The organism is Streptococcus sp. HF-1907 (assembly GCF_015594605.1).
Taxonomy (GTDB): Bacteria; Bacillota; Bacilli; order Lactobacillales; family Streptococcaceae; genus Streptococcus.
Genome location: NZ_JADNQT010000002.1, coordinates 1 through 22,809 on the forward strand (window position 1 = coordinate 1; position 22,809 = coordinate 22,809).

The 22,809-nt window shown below is 41.0% G+C and carries 25 protein-coding genes and 1 pseudogene; 3 read left to right on the forward strand and 23 right to left on the reverse strand.

What is annotated here, in order from left to right; genetic code table 11:
- Both IYQ92_RS01810 and IYQ92_RS01815 read left to right on the forward strand, forming a co-directional pair.
- A pseudogene (locus tag IYQ92_RS01810) lies at nt 1–294 on the forward strand (DDE transposase); the annotation flags it as partial.
- Nucleotides 295–523: 229 nt separating this feature from the next.
- Nucleotides 524–1,435 carry a LysR family transcriptional regulator gene (locus IYQ92_RS01815; protein ID WP_195675067.1) on the forward strand — a complete coding sequence of 304 codons (912 nt, stop codon included), beginning with the start codon at nt 524–526 and terminating at the stop codon, nt 1,433–1,435.
- Nucleotides 1,436–1,474: 39 nt separating this feature from the next.
- Here the strand turns inward: IYQ92_RS01815 and IYQ92_RS01820 are convergent, their stop codons facing one another.
- The 17 genes from IYQ92_RS01820 to trpX all read right to left on the reverse strand — a co-directional run bounded on the left by IYQ92_RS01820 (nt 1,475) and on the right by trpX (nt 15,039).
- On the reverse strand, nt 1,475–2,251 hold the full coding sequence (locus tag IYQ92_RS01820) for a LytR family transcriptional regulator (RefSeq protein ID WP_195675068.1): 777 nt from the start codon (nt 2,249–2,251) through the stop codon (nt 1,475–1,477).
- A gap of 17 nt (nt 2,252–2,268) precedes the next feature.
- Nucleotides 2,269–2,979, reverse strand: a complete 711-nt coding sequence (gene deoD / locus IYQ92_RS01825; RefSeq protein ID WP_195675069.1) for a purine-nucleoside phosphorylase — start codon at nt 2,977–2,979, stop codon at nt 2,269–2,271.
- 12 nt (nt 2,980–2,991) lie between these two features.
- Complete coding sequence (locus IYQ92_RS10680; RefSeq protein WP_195675070.1) at nt 2,992–3,252, reverse strand: chloride channel protein; 261 nt, start codon at nt 3,250–3,252, stop codon at nt 2,992–2,994.
- 189 nt (nt 3,253–3,441) lie between these two features.
- Nucleotides 3,442–3,957: a chloride channel protein gene (locus tag IYQ92_RS01835; protein WP_195675071.1), complete on the reverse strand. Its 516-nt coding sequence runs from the start codon at nt 3,955–3,957 to the stop codon at nt 3,442–3,444.
- Nucleotides 3,958–4,026: 69 nt separating this feature from the next.
- Nucleotides 4,027–4,230: a hypothetical protein gene (locus IYQ92_RS01840; protein ID WP_195675072.1), complete on the reverse strand. Its 204-nt coding sequence runs from the start codon at nt 4,228–4,230 to the stop codon at nt 4,027–4,029.
- Nucleotides 4,223–4,933, reverse strand: a complete 711-nt coding sequence (locus IYQ92_RS01845) for a glutamine amidotransferase-related protein (protein WP_195675073.1) — start codon at nt 4,931–4,933, stop codon at nt 4,223–4,225. Before IYQ92_RS01845 ends, IYQ92_RS01840 begins: the two co-directional genes overlap by 8 nt.
- Nucleotide 4,934: 1 nt before the next feature.
- Nucleotides 4,935–5,744 (reverse strand): purine-nucleoside phosphorylase, encoded by an 810-nt coding sequence (locus IYQ92_RS01850; protein WP_195675074.1) that lies wholly within the window; start codon nt 5,742–5,744, stop codon nt 4,935–4,937.
- A 71-nt stretch (nt 5,745–5,815) separates the two neighbouring features.
- Nucleotides 5,816–7,027: a phosphopentomutase gene (locus tag IYQ92_RS01855; RefSeq protein ID WP_195675075.1), complete on the reverse strand. Its 1,212-nt coding sequence runs from the start codon at nt 7,025–7,027 to the stop codon at nt 5,816–5,818.
- Nucleotides 7,028–7,088: 61 nt separating this feature from the next.
- On the reverse strand, nt 7,089–7,766 hold the full coding sequence (gene rpiA / locus IYQ92_RS01860; protein ID WP_195675076.1) for a ribose-5-phosphate isomerase RpiA: 678 nt from the start codon (nt 7,764–7,766) through the stop codon (nt 7,089–7,091).
- 148 nt (nt 7,767–7,914) lie between these two features.
- Nucleotides 7,915–8,301 (reverse strand): hypothetical protein, encoded by a 387-nt coding sequence (locus IYQ92_RS01865; RefSeq protein WP_195675077.1) that lies wholly within the window; start codon nt 8,299–8,301, stop codon nt 7,915–7,917.
- A gap of 15 nt (nt 8,302–8,316) precedes the next feature.
- Nucleotides 8,317–9,033, reverse strand: a complete 717-nt coding sequence (locus IYQ92_RS01870; RefSeq protein ID WP_195675078.1) for a matrixin family metalloprotease — start codon at nt 9,031–9,033, stop codon at nt 8,317–8,319.
- A gap of 125 nt (nt 9,034–9,158) precedes the next feature.
- A complete protein-coding gene (locus IYQ92_RS01875) occupies nt 9,159–9,938 on the reverse strand; it encodes an alpha/beta hydrolase (protein ID WP_195675079.1) in 780 nt (259 codons plus the stop codon).
- A gap of 58 nt (nt 9,939–9,996) precedes the next feature.
- Entirely contained in the window at nt 9,997–11,658 is a 1,662-nt protein-coding gene (locus IYQ92_RS01880; protein WP_195675080.1) for a ribonuclease J, read from the reverse strand.
- Between the two features lie 207 nt (nt 11,659–11,865).
- Nucleotides 11,866–12,342 (reverse strand): YbaK/EbsC family protein, encoded by a 477-nt coding sequence (locus tag IYQ92_RS01885; RefSeq protein ID WP_195675081.1) that lies wholly within the window; start codon nt 12,340–12,342, stop codon nt 11,866–11,868.
- A gap of 56 nt (nt 12,343–12,398) precedes the next feature.
- Nucleotides 12,399–13,157 carry an ABC transporter ATP-binding protein gene (locus IYQ92_RS01890; protein ID WP_195675082.1) on the reverse strand — a complete coding sequence of 253 codons (759 nt, stop codon included), beginning with the start codon at nt 13,155–13,157 and terminating at the stop codon, nt 12,399–12,401.
- Nucleotides 13,154–14,023, reverse strand: coding sequence for an ABC transporter permease (locus IYQ92_RS01895; RefSeq protein WP_195675083.1), 870 nt, complete (start codon nt 14,021–14,023; stop codon nt 13,154–13,156). The genes IYQ92_RS01890 and IYQ92_RS01895 overlap by 4 nt, the downstream gene beginning before the upstream one ends.
- 20 nt (nt 14,024–14,043) lie before the next feature.
- Nucleotides 14,044–15,039 carry a tryptophan ABC transporter substrate-binding protein gene (trpX, locus tag IYQ92_RS01900; protein WP_195675084.1) on the reverse strand — a complete coding sequence of 332 codons (996 nt, stop codon included), beginning with the start codon at nt 15,037–15,039 and terminating at the stop codon, nt 14,044–14,046.
- A 378-nt stretch (nt 15,040–15,417) separates the two neighbouring features.
- Between trpX and IYQ92_RS01905 the strand changes: the two genes are divergently transcribed.
- Nucleotides 15,418–17,067, forward strand: a complete 1,650-nt coding sequence (locus tag IYQ92_RS01905; protein ID WP_195675085.1) for an Rqc2 family fibronectin-binding protein — start codon at nt 15,418–15,420, stop codon at nt 17,065–17,067.
- 141 nt (nt 17,068–17,208) lie between these two features.
- Here IYQ92_RS01905 and budA read toward each other — a convergent pair whose 3' ends face one another.
- From budA to IYQ92_RS01935, 6 genes are all read right to left on the reverse strand, one after another.
- Complete coding sequence (budA, locus tag IYQ92_RS01910; RefSeq protein ID WP_195675086.1) at nt 17,209–17,928, reverse strand: acetolactate decarboxylase; 720 nt, start codon at nt 17,926–17,928, stop codon at nt 17,209–17,211.
- Nucleotides 17,929–17,946: 18 nt separating this feature from the next.
- Nucleotides 17,947–19,620: an acetolactate synthase AlsS gene (gene alsS, locus IYQ92_RS01915; protein ID WP_195675087.1), complete on the reverse strand. Its 1,674-nt coding sequence runs from the start codon at nt 19,618–19,620 to the stop codon at nt 17,947–17,949.
- 105 nt (nt 19,621–19,725) lie between these two features.
- A complete protein-coding gene (locus IYQ92_RS01920; RefSeq protein WP_195675088.1) occupies nt 19,726–19,908 on the reverse strand; it encodes a sec-independent periplasmic protein translocation protein TatC in 183 nt (60 codons plus the stop codon).
- On the reverse strand, nt 19,898–21,124 hold the full coding sequence (locus tag IYQ92_RS01925; protein ID WP_195675089.1) for a tetratricopeptide repeat protein: 1,227 nt from the start codon (nt 21,122–21,124) through the stop codon (nt 19,898–19,900). The genes IYQ92_RS01920 and IYQ92_RS01925 overlap by 11 nt, the downstream gene beginning before the upstream one ends.
- 19 nt (nt 21,125–21,143) lie before the next feature.
- Nucleotides 21,144–22,289 (reverse strand): AI-2E family transporter, encoded by a 1,146-nt coding sequence (locus IYQ92_RS01930; RefSeq protein ID WP_195675090.1) that lies wholly within the window; start codon nt 22,287–22,289, stop codon nt 21,144–21,146.
- Nucleotides 22,290–22,312: 23 nt separating this feature from the next.
- Nucleotides 22,313–22,726, reverse strand: coding sequence for an NUDIX hydrolase (locus tag IYQ92_RS01935; RefSeq protein WP_195675091.1), 414 nt, complete (start codon nt 22,724–22,726; stop codon nt 22,313–22,315).
- Nucleotides 22,727–22,809: the final 83 nt, after the last annotated feature.

The window sequence follows — 22,809 nt, forward strand, 5'->3', positions numbered from 1 at the left end:
CATCCTAAATACAATAATTCTAAGAGTTATCGCTTGAAGCGTAGTGTTGAGCCTATTATAGTCACTATCGTAGCTCGTTCCAGTGCTAAGTTTAAGAGACTTTACAAAGAACGGACGAGTATCGAGAAGCTAAATGGCGATTGGATAGGGATTTTCGTTTGGAAAATCACACCATTAGGGGCTTTAGCTAAAATGAAAGTAGTTGTCACCATGAGCTTTCTAGTCATGGTAGGCTTCGCCTTGTACAAGCTCAATCACGGGCAGATGTCACAGTTAGCCAGTTGGGTTGTTTAACTTTAAAAGTTTCCCTTAAGACCAAGGGTGGCGTCTGTCCTTTTGGGGAGGACAGTACTCCTTTCAATTCTAAATCACACTGAACAAGGCGATTTGAGCACACCATATTCTTTTTTGATGGTCAAAATGTTCCTCCAAAGAAGTGATAGATGGCAAAAAACGGACTTTCGGAATTGATTCAATTAGAAAACACCTTGCAGTGTCGCATTTTTTAGGTTAAACTTATGGTATGCGTATCCAACAATTACATTACATTATTAAAATCGTAGAAACCGGAAGTATGAACGAAGCTGCCAAGCAACTTTTCATCACTCAACCAAGCCTCTCCAATGCTGTACGTGACCTTGAGCGGGAGATGGGTATTGATATTTTTATCCGAAACCCTAAAGGAATCACTCTGACTAAGGACGGTGTTGAGTTTCTATCCTATGCTCGCCAAGTGGTTGAGCAAACTGCCCTTTTAGAAGAGCGTTACAAGGGACAGAATAAAAATCGAGAATTATTCAGCGTCTCTGCCCAGCACTATGCTTTTGTGGTCAATGCTTTTGTCTCACTGCTTGAAGGGACTGACATGACGCGCTACGAGCTCTTCCTTCGTGAGACAAGGACCTGGGAAATCATCGATGACGTTAAAAATTTTCGTTCAGAGATCGGCGTCCTCTTCCTTAATAGTTATAACCGAGATGTTTTGACCAAGATGTTTGATGATAATCATCTGACTTACACCAGTTTATTTACGACCAAGCCACACATTTTTGTCAGCAAGAATAATCCGCTAGCGCAGAAAAAAAACGTTTCTCTCAGTGACTTAGAGGACTTTCCCTACCTCAGTTATGACCAAGGCATTCACAATTCGTTCTATTTTTCAGAAGAGATTCTCTCTCAATTTTCACATAAAAAATCAATCGTAGTCAGCGACCGCGCGACTCTGTTTAATCTCCTTATCGGATTGGACGGCTACACGATTGCAACAGGGATTCTCAATAGTAATCTAAACGGTGATAATATCGTTTCAATTCCTCTTGATGTTGATGATATTATTGATATCGTTTACATCAGACATGAAAAAGCGAACCTCTCTAAGATGGGAGAAAGATTTATTGATTATCTTCTAGAAGAAGTTAAATTTGATAAAGACTAGATAAAAATGACTAAGAGCAAATTCTCCTAGTCATTTTTATTATTCTTCATTTAATATTTGAGTGATGATAATTCTATTTATTTTATCAAAATGAAATTCTCTTGTATCGTAGACAATCCCCACTTGCTTGGCCAAGTAGATGATTTGGTTAAGGAATTCTTGTGATGAAAAGCCTGTCGTGCGATGCAGCTCTTCCTCATCAAAAGCCTTAATCAGATGGGCAAGAGGATTTCTGACCGAGCGTTCAAACTCTCTCAGATTAAGAACGGTCTGCTTGATTTCAGGTCTTGCCTGCGTGCGCTGGATACATTCAGCCAGACTTTCGGTGGTTACTTTAAAATCAATCCAATCCGAAAAAATCACCTTAAGTTTAGGGTCATCTGATTTGTCGATTAACTTTCTCTCCCACTTATCATACTTAGCATTTTTTGAATTCTTAATATAGCTTTCAATGTCAGGCACTTCTTCTTTCAGAATTGCTAAAAATAATCGATAGAGAATCGGACTGACTGCTCTCACAAAGTCAATGATATTGCCGTTTCGAACCTTAGCTTCTAAGTCCATAATATAATTAGCCAAGCGCTCATTTTCCAAGTCATTTGAAACTAGTCTAATCTGATACTTATCCTCGATAGACTGAACTTGTTGCTCATGCGCAAAAATGAAGTCAACATTGAGCTCACGTCGCTCCTTCATCAGTTCTAAAAGAAAATGGAACTCCTCTGAAGAATGGTCAAAAGCACACGCCAATTGAAGGGCATTATAATAGGAATAGTTTCCAACTAAAACACTTAATACTGTCGCAAGCTCTGCCATTTTTCCACCTCATCCTTTTAGTCTGCAATAAGAGTTTCTAATCCAACTTTCATCATGTCGGTGAAGGTTGTTTGACGCTCTTCAGCTGTCGTATCCTCTTCTGGATGAACCAAGCTGTCTGAAATGGTCATGATACCAAGAGCCTCCACACCATGTTGCGCAGCAAGATAGTAAAGCGCTGCCGCTTCCATTTCGATAGCGTGGACACCAAGTTTACCGAGCGCCATGTTGCGTTCAGGCATACTTGAATAGAAGACATCGGAAGACAAGACCGAACCAACGTGCGTTGTAATATTCATGTCTTTAGCAATATGGTAGGCCTTGTCAAGCAAGTCAAAACTTGCAATTTGTGGAAAATCGTATTCTGGCCAGTCATTGCGGATGATGTTTGAATTTGTTGCTGCCGCTTGAGCTAGGACAAGTTCGCGGACATGAACATCTGTGTTAACAGAACCTGCTGTCCCGACGCGAATAAGTTTTTTCACACCGTAGTCAACAATTAGCTCGCGCGTATAGATTGAAATGGATGGCATTCCCATCCCAGTCCCCATGACAGAAATACGTTGACCTTTGTAGGTACCTGTGTAACCGAACATATTACGGACATGGTTAAAGCAGACAGCATCTTCTAAAAAGTTTTCAGCAATGAATTTTGCACGAAGGGGGTCACCCGGCAACAAAATTTTATCAGCAATTTCACCTTGTTTAGCTTCGATATGGATTGACATAATTGACTCTTTCTATTGTAATAAATAACGATCGTAAACTGTTGTCAGTGCAACAATCACGATAAGTGGAATGAGGGTTTGATTTGTTTGCACAGTAAATGACACAACCAAGCCTACCACTGTTAAGGGAGCCTTCATAGTGGTCGTCAAAAAAATGCTTGCGCCAACCAAGGACAAATCGACTAAAGATAAACTACTTCCAGGAAACAAGAAGTTTAGCAATACTCCCAGCAAATAAGCAAGGGCTACGCCCAATGAAAAAGAAGGTATCAAGGTACCTCAGTAACCCCCATCTTTCAACGTTAACAAAGGAAGGATTACTTTTAAGGCGACTAGAATTAGGAGCGACCAAGTGACCGTAGGTTTATCAAAAATAAATTGCGCTATGGCACTGCCATTTTCCAGAACTTCAGGGATTTTGATAGCGAATCCTGCGGTAAAAAGAGTCACAAGTGGTAGGTGCTAAAGAATCCTCTTATCTTTAATGCGAATACGGTCAGCCTTTTTAGTCATTTTACGGAACCATGCTGCAAAGGGAGGCAGTAATAAAACTAGCAAGATTTCAGCAAACAGTTGCCAAATGGACGTTTTTCTTTGAAAAGTGGCCACTTGATACAAAGGCACTGTCGGGACTGTTAGCTGAGCAATGTAAGCTGCCAAATAGGTAGTAGTCGCTACGATTGAAATACGTCGTAGTGAAACACCAAGTGCCAAGGTTTCAAAAGCAAAGAAGACACTCGCTAATGGCACCTGATAAACTACAGCTAAACCAGCTAAGGCACCGCAAATAATCATTAGTTTGCGGTCTACAAGATTGAGCGAACATTTAGTAACTATTCTCCCAGCTGTCAAAGCACCAATTTCTCTTGAAGCACCTTCTTTGCCAACGGGTGCTCCTGCCCCTACAAAAATCAGTTGTAGAAAAGCGTGTAGCGTATGTTGCCAGTAGCCAGGGCTACGAACTCTCATCATCCGCATTATTAACCTGCGCCTTGATCGAATACAATCTACGTGAACTGGACTGCAACCAATACCAGATAGCAGCAGCTAAAAGGATGAGATGGGCCAGAAACGATGGCTTAGCGGTGCTAAAGCGAATAAACGATTGGTGTCTTCGTCGGTAGTCCCATAAGCTATTTTCTCAACAAGTTTTAGGGCAAGGTTCATTAGAATACCACCAAGACCAACACATAGTCCAGTCATTAGGGTGGCAATCACTAATTTTACTGTGTAGTCATTTTTTCTAGACATTCTCTGTTAGTTCGTCTAAGAAGTTGTAAAGATAATGATTCATTTCATCATAATTGTAAGCCAAGATTTCTGACGAAGACTGAACATAAGGCTCTTTTAAGCTCTCACCTTCTAAATCATCTTCCTCAGCAATTAAACCTGCAACCAAGTCCTTTGAAAATTCCATGTGGCACTGGAAGCCAAACTGCTTATCACCAAATTTGACAATCTGTCTTGGACAACCCTGACTTTCTGCCAGCACAAGTGCCCCCTTTGGTAACCCTGGCATATCCCCATGCCAGTGACCTGTGACAAATTGCGAAGGAAAAGCCTTGAACAGTGGTTCTTGCTTGCCTGCGTCCGTCAATGTCACTTGAAAATTTCCGATTTCCTTGTGAGGACTATGCTTGACACCTGCTCCGAAGGCTTCGCCTAATAGCTGTGCTCCTAAGCAAACCCCGACTAGGGGTTTGTTAGCGCTAGCCATGGCTTGCATCAAAGCAATTTCAGCCTTAGCGTCAAAATGCGGGCAGTCCTCCTTAGTTGTTTTAGGACTTTGCGGTCCGCCCATGACAATCAACATATCGATAGGGTCAACTGATGCAGGAAGCTTTTCGCCCTTATAGAGCAAGGTCTTAGTCACTTGATGATTGCGGTCCTGTGCCCATTTTTCGTAAGCGCCAGGTGCCTCAAAAGACTCATGAATGATAAAATGAATACGCATCTTACAACTCCTTAATTAGGGCTTTAACGAGTCCTTTGAAGTCTTCTTTGATACGTTGCGTCACTTCAACCACTTCTTCGTGATTGAGTTCAGATTGGAAACCTGCGGCAAAGTTGGTGATAGCAGAGATTCCTAAGACTTTCAAGCCTGAGTGAGCGGCGACGATTACCTCTGGAACTGTTGACATACCAACAGCTTGAGCGCCCATCGTTTGGAAGGCACGGATTTCAGCTGGGGTTTCATAAGCTGGCCCAGTCACACCGATGTAGACACCTTCTTCAAGTTTGATGTTTTGTTTTTGAGCAATAGCTTGCGCTTTCTCACGATAAGCAGCTGTGTAAGCATCTGACATATCTGGAAAACGTGGACCAAATTCATCCAAGTTAGCACCAATCAATGGATTGGTACCTGTAAAGTTAATGTGGTCTTTGATAAGCATTAAAGTGCCAGGACCAAAACCAATACCTCCAGCAGCATTGGTCACAAGTACAGAATGGCAACCAAGTGCTTTCATGATACGAACTGGGAAAGTCACCACTTCCATCGGATTGCCTTCATAGAAATGGAAACGTCCTTGGAGAGCAAGGACTTTGCGCCCAGCAAGGTCACCATAAACCAATTTGCCAGCATGCCCAACAACTGTTGAACGACCCCAGTTTGGGATATCAGCATAATCAACTACGATTGCATTTTCAATCTCTTCAGCCAATTCACCTAAACCTGACCCCAAAATCAAACCAAATTCTGGTTCTATCATGCCTTTAGCTCGTAGGAAATCACGTGTTTCGTAGATTTTTTCTAGTAATGTCATGTTTTACCTCGTAAAATAATTCAATCAGTAGATTTGTCTGCTAGTCTCTTTTAGACGGAGTGAATAGAAACTTAGACCAATTTATCCAAGAATGATTCACCAATCATAGCAGTGTCAACACTAAAGTTTTCAGCAATTGTCGCTGAAATATCTGAGAAATGACCTACTGGAATGACTCCGTTACCTGTGAATGCTGGGCTATAAGCCAAAAGTGGAATGTACTCACGTGTATGGTCTGTTCCTGCATAGGTTGGGTCATTTCCGTGGTCAGCCGTAATCAAAAGAAGGTCCTTGTCGCGCATTGCGTCGATAATTTCTGGAAGTCGGTTGTCAAATTCATGCAAGCAATCACGGTAGCCATGTGCGTTACGACGGTGACCGTAAAGGGCATCAAAGTCAACCAAGTTGGTGAAAGAGAAGCCTTTCTCAAACTCTGGAAGACCCATTGTTTTAATCAAAGTATCCATACCATGGCTGTTTGATTTATTGTGTCCCATGTCATGGTTGATACCTGAACCGTTGAAAATATCATTAATTTTACCAACAGCGTAGGTATCAATGCCTGCTTCGTCCAATTTATTTAGGACGGTTGGGGCAAATGGTGATACGGCAAGATCGCGACGGTTAGCTGTGCGAGTGAAGTTGCCAGGTTCACCGACGTATGGACGTGCAATGATACGACCAAGAAGCGCTGGTCGTTCCAAAGTAATTGAACGAGCATATTCACAGATGCGGTACAACTCATCAAGTGGAATAATGTCTTCGTGTGCAGCGATTTGAAGCACTGGGTCAGCTGATGTGTAAATAATCAATTCACCAGTTTCCATTTGGCGAGCACCAAAGTCTTCAATAACTTGTGTTCCTGAGTAAGGTTTGTTAGCTTCGCGGATAACTTTACGGCCAGAAAATTCTTCGATTTTTGTGATAATTTCTTCTGGGAAGCCATTCCAGAAAGTATCGAAAGGTTCCGTAATGTTAAGTCCCATGATTTCCCAGTGACCTGTCATGGTATCTTTTCCGAGAGAAACTTCCTGCAGTTTTGTTGCATAACCGCTTGGATTTTCTTCGGCTGGAACTGTTTTTAGGGCTTGTGGGCGAGGAATATTTCCTAGACCAATTTTTGCCATGTTAGGGACATCAAGTCCTACTGTTTTTGAAATGTGACCGAGGGTATCTGATGCACCATCAGGAACACCGGCATTCTGGAAGTTATTTGCATCTGGTGCAGCACCAATACCAACAGAATCCAAAACTACCAGGTGAATACGATCAAATTTAGACATAATATTTATCCTTTTCTAGGGTGGTTACGGTTGGCACCCAAAACCTATAAAATATCTTAGCTTATTTATCTGATTCAAGAATTTGAACACCGTCTTTGCCGGCCACGATGACTTTGTTGACCATACCGTTGAAAAGTCCATGTTCGACAACACCGACTGTGTGGTCTAATTCATTTGCTAGGGCATCAGCGTCAGCAATTTTTCCTAAATCTAAATCAATGATGAAGTTCCCCATGTCAGTCACAAAACGCTTGCCATTAACTTGACGAAAAGCTGGTTTGTAGCCTTTAGCTTCAAATACACGCAAAAGACGTTCAGAGCCGTACTGAACAACTTCGACAGGAAGTTTGAAAGCACCGAGAGTGTCCACGAGTTTGCTCTCATCCACAACCCAGATGTAGTCTTTGGTTGGTGTTGCCACAATTTTCTCCATGAGGAGGGCACCACCACCACCTTTGATACCGTTAAAGTTAGGGTCGACCTCATCAGCACCATCGACGGTGACATCAATCACATCAATATCATCGGCTGATTTCAAGGGAATGCCTAAACTTTCAGCTTGAGCAGTTGTTTGACTTGACGTTGTGACACCAACAACAGACAAGCCTTCTTCTTTAACACGGCGACCAATCTCTTCAACAAAGAAATAAGCTGTTGAGCCTGTTCCAAGTCCTACGGTCATTCCATCTTTAACATATTGAGCTGCGGTAACGCCAGCAATTTTTTTCAATTCGTCCATGACTTCTCCTATGTGCTTTAAGTTCATCATACAGGGCTAACCTGTTCCAATTTACTATTATACCATGTTTTACTTAATTGTCGAAAGCATTTTCCACGGGGCTAGGCTAGTAAAAAGAGACCTTGGAGAAATTCCTTGGCCTCAAGTGTTATCCGAACGTATTTAAAAGCTGTAAGAGTTGTTGATTTTTAGAGATGAGATAGACGCCTACGGCTATAATGATAATCATCACTACTGCTTTTGTCAGACCTCTCAGAAATCTGATAAAATAAGCCAAAATCATGGATAAAATAAACCAACCAATCGGTGAACTACCAAAGAAGCTCTGCCATTTCCCCAAATGGTCACCTACAAAAAGGCGAAGCCAATCTGGAATAAACGCTCTAATCTCGGCAAGTCGAACACTGTCGAGGCCTAGTTTTGAAGCAATGAGCAAACCTGTCGTCTGCAACCAAGTAAAAATCCCCGTGTTAAATAGCAAAAGAAAAGCTTGGTCAGGGTGCCGTCTGGCAAAGCGTTTAAGTTTTCTTAACATGTCTTTCTAAACTTTCTATGACTGATAGAGTTTCTTTAAAGCCTGAATGTCAGCGTCTTGGATACCAAAATAGGAACCTGACGACTGCATGACCGAATCTTCACTATCATCGTGCGACAAGCCCATAGCATGTCCCAATTCATGTTCTGCTGTATTGACAATTCGCTCGTAAGTATAGCCATATGAGTCATCAAGCAGATAATAAGTATTCAACTTAACATCAACGTGAGTCAAATGGTTAGTTACAGCATTTGACTCTGTCTCCGCAAGTCCAGCCGCTTGCGTGCTCGCATCAGAATAATCCGTGGCAATTATATCCGCGCTCGATTCATCAGTAGTCAATGTCAAGGTAAAAGCACCTGTTGCATTCCATGCTGTAATAGCCTCTTGGTAGGCAGATACTAAGGTCGCATCCTGCGTCTTAATATAAATACTAGCACTATTTGTCGTCCACCTCGTACCGCTATAAACTTTAAGATCATCCGTCGTTAAGCTGGACAGTTTTTTGGTGACATTGCTTGCGCTCTGTGATTGAAAATACTGGCTGACGGTTTGCAAGGTAGAAGAAATGCTTTGTGCCAGCGCTGATTGACTATGATTAGCATAAAAAGCTAGACCAAGTACCACCAATGCAAGAACAATCGCCGTTCGTACCAATCGCCAAAAAACATTCCAAACCAAATGGATAAAGAACCTCGGGATTGCAAATAATATATGAAATAGATTTCGCATGAAAATCCTCACCTTCTTAGTGTCATTAACAATCCTAAAACTTGAAAACTCAGTATACCAAGGTTTCCTTAAACTGACAAGTAAAAAGTATACAAACATCAAGATGTAACAGTCGTTAAGTCATATTAAGAAAGTCTCTCTTCCTTAACATAGTCAATCGGCAACCACTCTAGCACAGCTTCTAGCTGCTGATTCCAATAGTACCAATCGTGACTACCGTGGGACGTTCGATAGTCGATTAAGAGACCTTCTTTTCGTAAATCTGCCACTGCTTCTTCATTAGCAGGGTAGAGAAAATCTTCGTAACCACACCAAGCAAAAAATTCGGTTTGTTTATCAGACTTCGCTGCCAGCCTTGTCAACAAATGAGGCCTCAAATCCTCTTCTGACACACCACCAAAAATGCCAGACCAGTAAGCCTCTCTCTCCTTTGATAGCAAATCAGGATGATTTAGTTTTAAAGCACCTGAAAAGGCTGCCGCGTGTGAAAAGCGATTAGTTGATAAGGCAATCTTGTAGGCTCCGTAACCACCCATAGACACACCTGCAATAAAGGTTTTCTCGCGATTTTTTGTCATGTTGGGAAAGAATCGTTGCAAAACCTGAGGTAATTCCTCAGCAATTGAACGAAAATAGGGCAAGTCATAAGCTGTGTCTGTGTACCAGGCTAAATCCGTTGACGGCATAACGACAATTAAATTAGTATGACGCAGGAGGCGTTCAATATCGGTACGTTTTTGGAAAGAATTTTCATTACCACCGCTACCATGTAGAAGATAAAGAACTGGGATGTCTCGGTCATTGACCTGATTGTCATCAATTTCAAAAGCATCTGGATAGATAACATTGACCTGACGCTCCATGCGCAACAGTTTAGAATGGTACTCAATTTTAAAAAATGCCATGTGATTCTCCTTTAGTCAAAAAGGCTACCGCTAGGGTAACCTTTTTCATGTGTATTGATTAGCGAACTTCCATGACTACTGGAAGAATAGTTGGGCGACGTTTAGTTTGGTCAAAGAGGAACTTGCTCACTTCATCGCGAACAGAACCTTTCAATTCCCCCCAGTCAAAAGTGCCTTGTGCCAAGTAATTTTCAACAGTTGTATTAACCAGCTCAGCACTTTCACGCAAGATGTCACGGCTCTTCTTAACATAAACGAAGCCACGTGTGCTGACCTTAGCGCGTGAAACAATTTTCTTTTCTTTCTTATTGACCGTGATAGCAACGATGAAAATGCCATCCTCCGACAAGACCTTGCGGTCACGAAGAACAATATTGCCAACATCACCGATGGCATTACCGTCAATCATAACATCGCTCGCTGGAACAGCCCCACTATGGAAGAAGCCATCTTTTTCCAAAATCATCACATCACCACGCTTGACGATGTAGATATTTTCTGGGAACATACCGACCTCTTCAGCCAAGGAAGCATGGGCCGCCAAATCACGATACTCTCCTTGGACAGGGAAGAGATATTTAGGACGAAGCAGGTTAAGCATCAACTGAAGGTCACGACCGTTAGCATGTCCTGACACGCGCAAGTTTTGCGTAATCAATTTGACAGAACCACCTGCCTTGTAAATCAAGTTTTCAACACGGGCAACAACTGCTTCTTTAGCGATACTTGGCGTAGTAACGATGAAGACAAGGTCTCCTTCTTTAATTTGAACATAACGGTGACGACCAACAGCCATTTTTTGAAGACCATTGATTGGCTCACCCATACGACCAGTTTCCAAAATAATCAGCTCATGGTCTTCGAAGCGAGACATGTCTTTGGGCTTAATTAACAACTGGTCGTCTGCCAAATGGATACGTTTCATGCGAATAGCTGTACGGACAATATTTTCAATGTCAAATCCAGTCAAAACGACACGACGTCCATGGTTTGCAGCAGCATCGAAAACTTGTTGGATACGAACTAAGTTTGAAGCGACAGCGGCAACCACGACACGACCTAAAGCATCACCGATGACATTATTGATTTCATCGCCAACTTCATATTCGCTGGCAGTTTGTTCTGTGCTACTTGCATTTGCCGAATCAGATAGGAGGGCAAGAACACCGTCGCTACCAATTTCAGTTAGGCGAGCAAGGTCTGTTTGATAATATTTGCGTGCAGCCTGGTCAAATTTAAAATCACCGGTGTAAACAATATTTCCCTGGTCAGTCCCAACAACAATCCCCATTGATTCTGGAATTGAGTGCGTTGTTTTGAAAAATGAGATAACGGCGTCCTGAAATTCGATTTCAGTTTCACTGTCAATAACATGAAAATTGTTAAATTTCTTAACAGCCGTGCTATTTTTCACGAAAAGTTTTGCAAGCTCAATAGTAAGAGGCGACCCGAAAACTGGTACCTTAACTTCAGCAATAATGTAAGGCAATGCTCCGATGGCATCTGCATGACCATGTGTTAGGAAAATTCCTTGCACACGGTCCTTATTTTCAATCAAATAGTCTAGATTTGGAATGACAACATCAACACCCAACTGCTCGTTTTCTGGGTATTTCAGACCAGCATCTAAGACAAAAATAGAATCATTAACTTCGACCACATAAAGGTTCTTGCCGTTTTCACGCACACCACCTAAGGCCATGATTTTAATATCGCTCATGACGATTTTTCTCCTTGTAATTTTTATGGTAATAGCAGAGCTAGGCTCTGATTTTGAATACTTACGGTCCTTGTGGCGAACACAAGTCGAATTACAGCAACTCTATTGTATCATATTTTCAGAAAATATTCTCCTACTAGTCGTATGACCCTCAAAGAAAATCAAAAATCGAATAGTCTTATTAGGAACAACCCGATTTCCATATTATTAACTAATATAGTCCATATTTTGAGGGACTACTGAAATATTTGAAAGTTCTAACAGTAGCTTTCCTTCTATTTTCAACGTCAGCCGTCGCTCACCGGACCCGATGATAAGTTCTGGCATATTGGTAATATCTTCACTGGTCAAAATCTTCCAATCACTCGGAAGCCCAAAGGGAGAAAAGGCCCCAAATTCTTGATGCGTTATTTGCTCTGCCTCATTTTTATCCAAAAATTCCAAATCACGATAACCTAGATTTTTCTTGATGGTTTTTGTCACCACTTTTTTCTTAAAAGGGGCAAGTATCGCTAGGTAATCAACTTGCTTTCCCTTCTTTCCCTTGAAAAAGAGGGTATTGATGCCAAGTTCTTCTGGAAATTGATAGGTATCAACAATCTGTCTACCGTTAGTAAAACTATCATCGATTTCCATGATTGCAACTTTGTCGGTACAATTCAGATTCTCCAATACAACTTTCAAGCGTCTGTTCAAAGGCTATTCTGCTCTATCTACTCTTACAAATTGATTTTTCATCGTTATTCAAATAATTGATAATAATCCGCGATTTCCATTTTGGCTTTTTCAGCTTGGCTATAGTCTCGGATGATTTTTCCGTCCTTCATAACCAAGACGCGATTTCCATATTTTAAAGCATCTTCCATATGATGAGTAATCATCAAGGCAGTCAGTTGATCACCCTTGACAAAACTATCCGTTAATGCCATCAAGGACACGCTTGTTTTGGGGTCAAGCGCAGCCGTATGTTCATCCAAAAGCAACAATTCTGGACGCTGAAGCGTTGCCATGAGAAGACTAAGTGCTTGACGTTGACCACCAGATAAAAGACCTGTCGGCGTATCAACATGCTTATCCAAACCGTTTCCAGTGCGTGCTAGTAAGGTCTTAAATTCATTTTTGAAGTGACCGATTCGTCTTGGAACCAAGCCACGACCTTGGCCACGATATTTGGCAATCAGCAGATTCTCTGCGACAGTCATCCGAGGAGCGGTTCCCATCTTAGGATCTTGGAAGACACGCGCCAAATATTTTGCACGACGCTCAGCTGTGAAGTTTGTAACATCTTCTCCCATGATGAAAATGCTACCGCTGGTTAACATTAGAGTCCCAGCAATCACATTGAACAGGGTCGATTTACCAGCACCGTTGCCTCCGAGAATAGTAATAAAATCATGTTCATGGATGGTCAAATTAACATGGTCTAGAATGGTCTTAGTTTCGTCAAAACCGTTATTAACTTGAACAGTTGCATCTTTTAATTCAATAATTACTGTCATCGTGATAACCTCACTCCCTTGAAGATTTTTTCTTTAAGCACTGGCACCATTAGACAAATTGCCAAGACGATTGCGCTGAATAATTTGAGATAGTTGGTATTGAATCCGAGTGCAATGACACCTGTAATCAAGAATTGGTAGAAAATTGAACCAACGACAATCGCAATCAAACGTTCTAAAAGGGTCAAGTTGGTTGAATAGACTACCTCACCAATAATGATGCTAGCAAGTCCGATAACAATCACACCAATCCCTTTTGAGACATCAGCGTAACCATCTTGTTGGCTGACCAAAGCACCTGATAAGGCAATCAAACCATTTGAAATAACCAATCCCATAACTTCCATGCGGTCGGTATTGATACCAAAACTTTTGGCCATATCGCTATTATCTCCCGTGGCAATATAAGCTTGCCCTAGACGTGTGTACAAGAAATAAATCAAGCAAGAAATCACAATAACAACAGCAATCAATCCCAGGATTAGGAGATTGACCTCGTCAGTGAATGGTAATAAATTTTTCAAGGTCTTACTGTCCAGCAGACCAAGATTGGCACGTTTCATGACCATAAGCATGATAGAGTTACATGAGGTCATGACCAAAATTCCTGCTAGAAGTGTCGGAATTTTTCCTTTAGTGTACAAGAGACCAGTTGCTAAACCTGCCAAACAGCCTGCTAACATCCCCGCCAAAGTTGCTAGCAATGGATTGACACTGTGGTTCATGAGTGTGACCGCAACAGCGCCACCTAGTGGAAATGACCCTTCAGTTGTCATATCAGGAAAATTCAAAATACGAAAGGTTAGATAAATCCCTAAACCAAGAATCCCCCACAAGAGACCTTGTGATACCGATGAAATAATCATGTTAACTTCTCCCTAATTCACTATTCTTTAACGGCAATGTCAGCTGATTTCAAAAGATCATCTGGTACTGTAATACCAAGTTCTTTGGCAGCTTTTAAGTTCAAAGTTGGTTTTCCAGTATCAATAACCTTGACTGGCACTTCTGAAACCTTGTTACCATTCAACAATTTAACAGCTTCTTTGGCTGTTTCAATACCAAGATCATATTGACTTTGAGCTATTGAAGCAATACTTCCTTGCTTGACCATTGTATCGACACTAGAGTAGACAGGAATTTTAGCTGCGGTAGCTAAATCAACGACTGTCGTAAAGGCGCTAGCAATGGTATTATCTTGAGGAACAAAGATTGCATCAACTTTACCAGTCATAACAGACATGGTTGTTTTGATTTCGTTGGTTGATGGTACTGAATACTCGACAACATTTAGACCTGCTTGTTTAGCATATCTTTTAAATTCAGCAACTTGAGAAACCGAATTATCCTCACTGCTGGCATATAAAACACCGATTGTTTTAGCATTTGGTGTCAATTGTTGAATTAACTCCACAGTCTGTTTAATTGGGACTTGGTTGGATATTCCCGTAACATTTCCTTCAGGTTTTTTAATATTCTTGACCAACTTAGCACCTACTGGGTCTGAGATAGCTCCCATAATGACTGGTATTTTTGAACTGGCTGATGCTAAGCCTTGAGCTGCTGGAGTCGCAATCCCAATGACGACATCATTTTTAGCGTTAACCAGTTGTTTACTCATGGTTTGAATTTTACTTTGGTCGGCTTCCGCATTTAAAACAGTCAATTTGACATGCTTACCAGAATACCCTGCGTCTGCCAAACCATCTTCAACCCCTTTTTCAATCTCGTCTAGTGCCTCATGGGTGACGTATTGTAAAATCCCTACCTTAACCACTTTATTTGCTTGCGTCGTTTTGGATTTCGACTGCTCACTAATCAAAGAGCCACAAACTAAAACTACCAAAATAATTAATGTTCCAATTAGTCCTTTATTTTTCATTTTTTACTCCTAACATTTTTCTAATTTGATAATCTACCTAAAATCGGACTACTTACGTAAAAGAAAAGCGCTTGATAAATTGCTTTACCATGCGCTCCTATGTTTGTCAGACTAAAACTAGCGCATAGATACTTTTTGAAGTACTCCAAAAGTTGTATCTATGCATACCATAAACACAACTTTTACTTACGCCAGTTTTGCCAGTTTGTGAAAAATTGTGTTGTCATATCTTCGTCTTCCTTTCTTGATATTTTCTTTAATTATACACTAAATTCTGAAAATTGCAAGCGATTCTGGAAATTTTTAAAAAATTATTTTACATAGGCATATGGTATAATGGAAGGGCTATCGAATACAATTAGAAATAAGGAGGACAGCATGTCTTTCGACGGATTTTTTTTACATCATTTAACTAAAGAATTGCAAGAGCAGGTTTTATTTGGGCGTATTCAAAAGGTTAATCAGCCTTTTGAACGTGAAATGGTCTTGACTGTTCGTAATAATCGCAAGAATTATAAACTGCTACTCTCGGCTCACCCTATCTTTGGTCGCGTACAAGTTACCGAAGCTGAGTTTCAAAACCCTCAAAAACCAAATACTTTTACCATGATTATGCGGAAATATTTGCAGGGTGCTGTCATCGAAGCTATTGAGCAGATTGAAAATGACCGTATTCTGGAAATCACTGTTTCCAACAAAAATGAAATTGGTGACCATATCAAGGCGACTCTGGTCGTGGAAATCATGGGTAAGCACAGCAATATCATCTTGATTGATAAAAACGAAAGTAAGATTATTGAGTCCATCAAGCACGTCGGTTTCTCGCAAAACAGTTACCGCACTATTTTACCTGGGGCAACTTATATCGCACCACCTAAGACAGATGCTAAGAATCCCTTTGACATTGCCGACGAAAAGTTGTTTGAAATATTACAAACCCAAGATTTAGCGCCCAAATCACTCCAAAAAATATTTCAAGGGTTGGGACGAGATACTGCAACCGAGTTGGCTGGTCAATTAAAAACTAATCGTTTGCAAGCCTTTCGTGACTTCTTTAACCGCCCCTTCTCTCCAAGTTTAACGGAAAAATCATTTTCAGCTGTGCCATTTTCAGATAGTGGACAAACCTTCGAAACTTTAGGAGAATTACTGGATTATTTCTACCAAGAAAAGGCTGAACGCGACCGCATTGCCCAACAGGCTAGCGACCTCATTCACCGTGTTCAAAACGAACTTGATAAGAATATTAAAAAACTTGGTAAGCAAGAGGAAGAGTTGTTGGCTACTGAGAATGCCGAAAAATTTCGCCAGAAAGGGGAATTGCTGACAACTTACTTGTCTATGGTTCCAAATGACCAAGACCAAGTGACGCTTGATAATTACTACACCAATGAGCCTATCACGATTGCTCTTGACAAGGCTTTGACACCTAATCAGAATGCTCAAAAATATTTCAAGAAGTATCAAAAACTAAAAGAGGCTGTTAAGCACCTGAATGGTATTATTCAGGATACTAAGGATTCGATTGCCTACTTGGAATCTGTTGAAACAGCCCTTAATCACGCTTCTATGGATGACATCGAGGATATCCGTGAAGAATTGGTAGAGACTGGCTTTATCAAGCGTCGCAGTCACGACAAGCGTCATAAGCGCAAAAAACCAGAACAATACTTGGCATCTGATGGAAAAACCATTATATTGGTGGGACGAAACAACCTTCAAAACGATGAATTGACTTTCAAAATGGCTAAAAAAGGAGAACTTTGGTTCCATGCTAAGGATATTCCTGGTAGCCACGTTCTTATCCGAGATAACCTTAATCCAAGCGACGAGGTTAAGACTGATGCTGCTGAGTTAGCTGCCTATTATTCAAAAGCTCGTTTATCTAATCTCGTTCAAGTTGATATGATTGAAGCTAAAAAATTAAACAAGCCTACGGGTGCTAAACCAGGTTTTGTGACCTACACAGGACAAAAGACGCTACGTGTTACACCAATAGCTGAAAAAATTGAAAGAATGAAAAAATAACCATGAAAAAATCCTCGGAGATAATCTTCGAGGGTTTTTGATATAGTTTGCTTTTGGTACGAAACGAGACGCAGACGGTACTTAAATACTGAAAAACAAACTAACGAAGTCATAAAATAGAAATCAGACAATTATATTCGTTTATTCGCTTTTTTCAATATCTTCCTTCAATTCATTCATGTTGAATTTCGCAAACAAATATTTACGGTCTTGAACTGGGAAACGTTGATCAAGTTGGTCAACGGGTCCGACTTCAACAATGCCTTCATCAATGATATAGTCCATCACATGACCACCAAAAGTATGATCATCAGAGATAAAATGGAGATGATAACCAGCTACACTAACACCGTGGAACATTTCTGGTGTCCAAATCCCAACAATAGTACCAGAAATATTTTCTTGAGTATATTCTGGTTGACGTGTCGCAACTTCCGCAAATTTTGTATCTGGTGTTGACCTTGGAATCATACGGACATGCATTTTAGCAAAATGCCCATGAATCTTGATTGAACGGAAAAGATTGACGCCATCATAATAAGATTCGATACGCTCTGCTAATTCTTTATCAGTCATTGCATAGCGTTGTCTGAAGATGACCTCCGCTTGGTGAGGAACGACAGCTGCATAAGGAACTTTCACATCTGGAGACACCTCTACAACTGTCGGAACACCATCAGAACCTTTAGCTTGATAGGCTTTACCATCCAGGACAATCAGTTCCCCGTCGATAGAATCAAGTGTCCCGATACCAAGATCACCATGTTCTAACAGTTCACCAACTGTGAGTGTGCCACCATACAAACCGGCCATCAAGGCACTTAATGTATTGTATTGAAAAAGTTTAATTGCTTCTGACATAATTTCCTCTTTTAATGATTAATAAAATTCGTCTGGTAGGATTGTTTCTGCTAAATCAGCATTGTCTTTGTAGTCAATTGGAATATCGATAAGGACAGGTCCGTCTTCAGCTTCCACAAGGGCTTTTTTAAAGGTTGCTTCAAAGGTTGCTTTGCTGTTAACGCGGTAGCCTTTGGCTCCAAAACTTTCAGCGTATTTGACAAAGTCAACTGGTCCAAAATCGACACCTGATGAACGACCATATTTCTTCTCTTCTTGGAATTTAACCATATCGTATTTTCCGTCATTCCAAATGACATGAACGATTGGCAATTTCAAGCGAACGGCTGTTTCAAGTTCTTGTGCTGAGAATAGGAAACCACCGTCTCCTGAGATTGAAATGACTTTTGTGTTTGGACGAACAAGCGCAGCTGAGATTGCCCACGGAAGTGCGACACCGAGTGTTTGCATCCCGTTTGAGAAAAGCAAATGACGAGCTTCGTAAGATTTGAAGTAACGAGCCATCCAAATGTAGTGTGAACCAACGTCAACAGTCACAGTCATATCATCAGTGATATTGTCTTGAAGAACGTCCACAACATCCAAAGGATGAACGAGACCATCTTTTGAATTACGGTCGAACTTAACATCCTCAACAATATTTTCACGCAAGCCTTTGAGATAATCTTTCGAACCAGCAGGTAATTGGTAGCCATTGATAGCAGGAATCAGCATATCAATCGTATCTGCGATATCACCAATCAATTCGCGTTCTGGTTGGAAATAAGTATCGATTTCAGCGTTGTCAACGTCGATAACGATGACACGCGCAGAAATTTCAGCATTCCAGTTACGGGCTTCGTATTCAATTGGGTCATAACCAATAGCAACAACCAAGTCAGCGCGTTTCAAGAGCATGTCACCTGGTTGATTGCGGAAAAGACCAACGCGTCCAAAGAAGGTTTCTTCTAAGTCACGCGACACAATACCAGCACCTTGGAAAGTTTCAACGACTGGTAATTTAACAGCTTCCAACAAGCGACGAAGAGCTGCAGTGACTTTTTCAGGTGAAGCGCCATTACCAAGCAAGAATACTGGTAAAACTGCATTACGGATGGCTTGGGCTAGGTAGTTAATATCATTGACAGAGGCTGTACCGAATTTGGGGTCAGTCAGTGGTTTGATGGCATTAACAGATACTGTAGCATCTGTCACGTCTTGTGGAATTGAAATGAAGCTTGCACCTGGTTTACCAGATTTGGCACAGCGATAAGCATTAGCAAAGGTTTCTGAAAGTGTGTTGGCATCTTGAACTTCTGCTGCATATTTTGTAATTGGTGCCATCATAGCAACGTTGTTCATTGATTGATGAGCACGTTTGAGCAGGTCAGAGCGTTTAACTTGTCCACCAATAGCAAGAACAGGGTCACCTTCATCAGTTGCTGTCACGAGACCTGTAGCAAGGTTAGAGACACCCGGTCCACTAGTTGTAATTACAACCCCGGGTTCTCCAGTGATTCGTCCAATACCTTGCGCCATAAAAGCAGCATTTTGCTCATGACGTGCCACAATCAATTGTGGTCCTTTATCTTCAAGCGTATCAAAGACGCGGTCAATTTTTGCACCTGGGATACCAAATACATATTTTACGTCATGGTTAATGAGACTATCGACAACGAGATCAGCCCCAAATTGTTTTTTTGAATCTGTCATGTTTTCCCTCTTTTCACAATGATAGGTCAATTATAGCACAGTTTTTGATAAAGATTGTGAAATTTACTTGTGAATTTTTTATTTATCTTCAATTAGTAGTATTCTTTATTTCTGACGATTTCGCCACCACTTGACCAAATCATAAATCATGATTGCAGCAAAGCTCGTCCAAACAATCAAAATATTGCGGACTGTCTGCTCGCTTTGGTCAAATATAGACAGGAGAATCAGGATTAAAATGAGGGTCACTAGATTGCTTGCTAGAATCTCTTTAGGGCTAGTTTTCATTGAAAAGCACCGCCATGTCTACGTCATCTGGAACAATCTTCAAATACTTTTCTGCCACTTCTTTGGCTTTATCGCGATAGCCATATTCCCGCAAAAGATAAGCATACTCCTGTAAAAACTCTGGATTTTCTGCTAAGTCTTTTTCGAGAGCTTGGTAGCGGTCCAAGGCCTCGTCCTCCTCTTGGGCACGATAAGCCTTAGCAATGTTCCACTTGGTCAAGATATGATCGATGTCTTCCTGATCAAGCGCAATTACGTCGTCGAACCGCTCTTCTTCCAGATAGAGGTTAGTGAGACGCATCAATACCTCTTCGATATCATCAGCAACTTCCTTAGCTTGAAGGAGATAAGATTCTGCCGATTGGCTGTCGTGTAACTCGTAGGACAACTGCGACGCAAAAAGTAGGAGTTGGCCGTCAAAGCTATTTTTAGTCAAGCCTTGCTGAATAAGTCGCAGAGCCTCTTCGGATTTATTTTCCTCGCGAAGAGAGTGAGCGTAGACATATTCGTAACCTTCAAAATCAGGATTCATGGTATCCAATTGTTTAAAGTACAAATTGGCTTTTTGATACTCTTCTTGATCGTATAAAATAGTTCCCAATTCAAACACAGTTTGATCGTCGTATTCAATCTCAGCGGCTTTTTCAAGAAATTCCACAGCTGATTCGAATTTTCCAAGGCTGGCATAGGCACGACCGATGCGTTGGTAGGTGGAAATACCTGTCGTTTCTAAAATGTCACGGTTATCTAGTTTGGCATATTCTTTGATGGCTTGGTTATAATTTTCAAGCGACATCTCAAGCTCTGCTAAACCGAAAATGACCAGAGGGTCTTGGCTTAACTGAGTTGCCAAGAGCATTTTCTCACGCGCGACGTCTGTCAACCCTTCCATATCATAAAGATCAGCCATGACTAGCAGGGCTGACAGATAATCATCACTATCCTCTGGAACAGCATCAAGATAGAGAAAAGCTTCTTCAATGTCGCCATCTTCAGCAGCAATCTGAGCAAGATTGACATTGACCTCAACAAAATTATCGCGTAATTGCAAATAAAGGCGTTTAGCTTGTGGTAAAAAACCAATACTTTCCAAGTAAGCCCCCAAATCTAACAAGACCTCCTCAGGGTCATCTTTAAGGGCTCGTTCAAAATATTTATCTGCTCGCATTAAATCTTGATTTTGGATGGATGCAACCATCTTTTCACTATTTAGCAATATTTCTATTCCTTTCTTTTTAGTCGTCATACAGACCACTGATAGTCTTGTACCAATCAAATAATTCCTTAACCACAACTTTGACAGAAGCATAGATTGGAATACCGAGGAAGACACCCCAAACTCCAAACATGGAACCAGCTACCAATAAGATAAACATGATGGTAATCGGATGAATGCTCAGCTTATTTCCCAAGACCAATGGCGAAACAAAACGACCTTCCAAAGTCTGCTCAATGATGAAGACGATGCTGACTTTCAACACCATCATAGGACCAGCTACTAGAGCCAAAATGTAAACAGGTACCTGAGCCAGAAAGCTACCGAGATAGGGCACCATGTTCAAAATTCCCGCAATAATCCCCAGTGTCACACCATAACGAAGACCGACCAAACTATACATGATGGTAAACATGATGCCGACAACGATAGCTACGGTAACTTGTCCTTGGACGTAACCAGACAGTTGAGAATTGACATCGCTCAAAATCCTAGAAATCGGACGTCTGAATTTGGTTGGGAAGACTTTCACCAAGCCACCTTTCATCTTATCGCCGTCCTTGAGCAAATAAAATAGAATGAAGGGAGACATGATAATGGCGACAGTAACCTTAGCCACAGCGCTAGCAAAAGTACTTGCCCATTCCAAAGCGTTCTTTGAAACCGACTCAGCATATCCGACCGCTTTTGAACTAATATTAGACAATATATTCTGTAACTCTGTTTGGTAATTTTTCAGCAAAGAGCTATCTAATAGGAGGGTCGCTTCTTTGTTTACTTTATAAATATAATCAGGTAGGTCTTTGACAAATGTACTGAGCTGGCGCATCATCATGGGAATAAAGCCTGACATCGCCCAAATAATCAATAATAGAATGATGGCAAACACAAACAAAATCGATGCTGAGCGGTTTAAACGTCCCCTGCGCTCTACAAAATCGACCATGGGTTTGGTCAAATAGAATAGTAAACCAGAAATCACCATTGGCAACATAATAATGGCTATAATCGAGACGACTGGCGTTAGTAAAAATGAGATTTTAGTCAGCAAAAAAATGGTCAAAAAGACTAAAAAGGTAATCATTAAGACTGCCACTGCTTGATTATCTAAAATCCATTTGAAAAACCATGTGTCTTTGAATGATTTTTGCTTGGTGCGGTTCATAAATATCCTTTCTGTATCAGATTTTAAGTATCCGTTGTACTAACTGCTATTATATCACTTTCTGAAGCTTTCGTTGCCTTTCTACCATAGTCAGACTTAATGTGTTGCAGGCTTCCTGTCCAATTTGGCAAGACTTGCGCTAAGAATGTTGGCTTGAAATCAACCCTATCTAGTTGGTCAATTGGAAGCCATTTTAAAGAGCGAGTCTCACTACCTTCCAACACTTTTTCAGGAAGTGGTCCTTCAATGTCAACTAAATAGTGAAACTCGATGTTATGCCAAAATCGGTCTTGTAACTCAAAGGGATTCTCAACCACGAAGGTTAGATTTCCAACCTGACAATCAACTCCAAGTTTTTCCCTCAATTCGCGCTTTAAAGCTACCGAAGTACCTTCTCCAACACGAATCGCTCCGCCAAGCAAATAGTATTTACCCAATTGTTCTGCCTATATAGTCAGTAAGCGATTATCCTTAATTACCAACGCGCTAGCTCTGACAGCGAAGGCAATGTCGTCTTCAA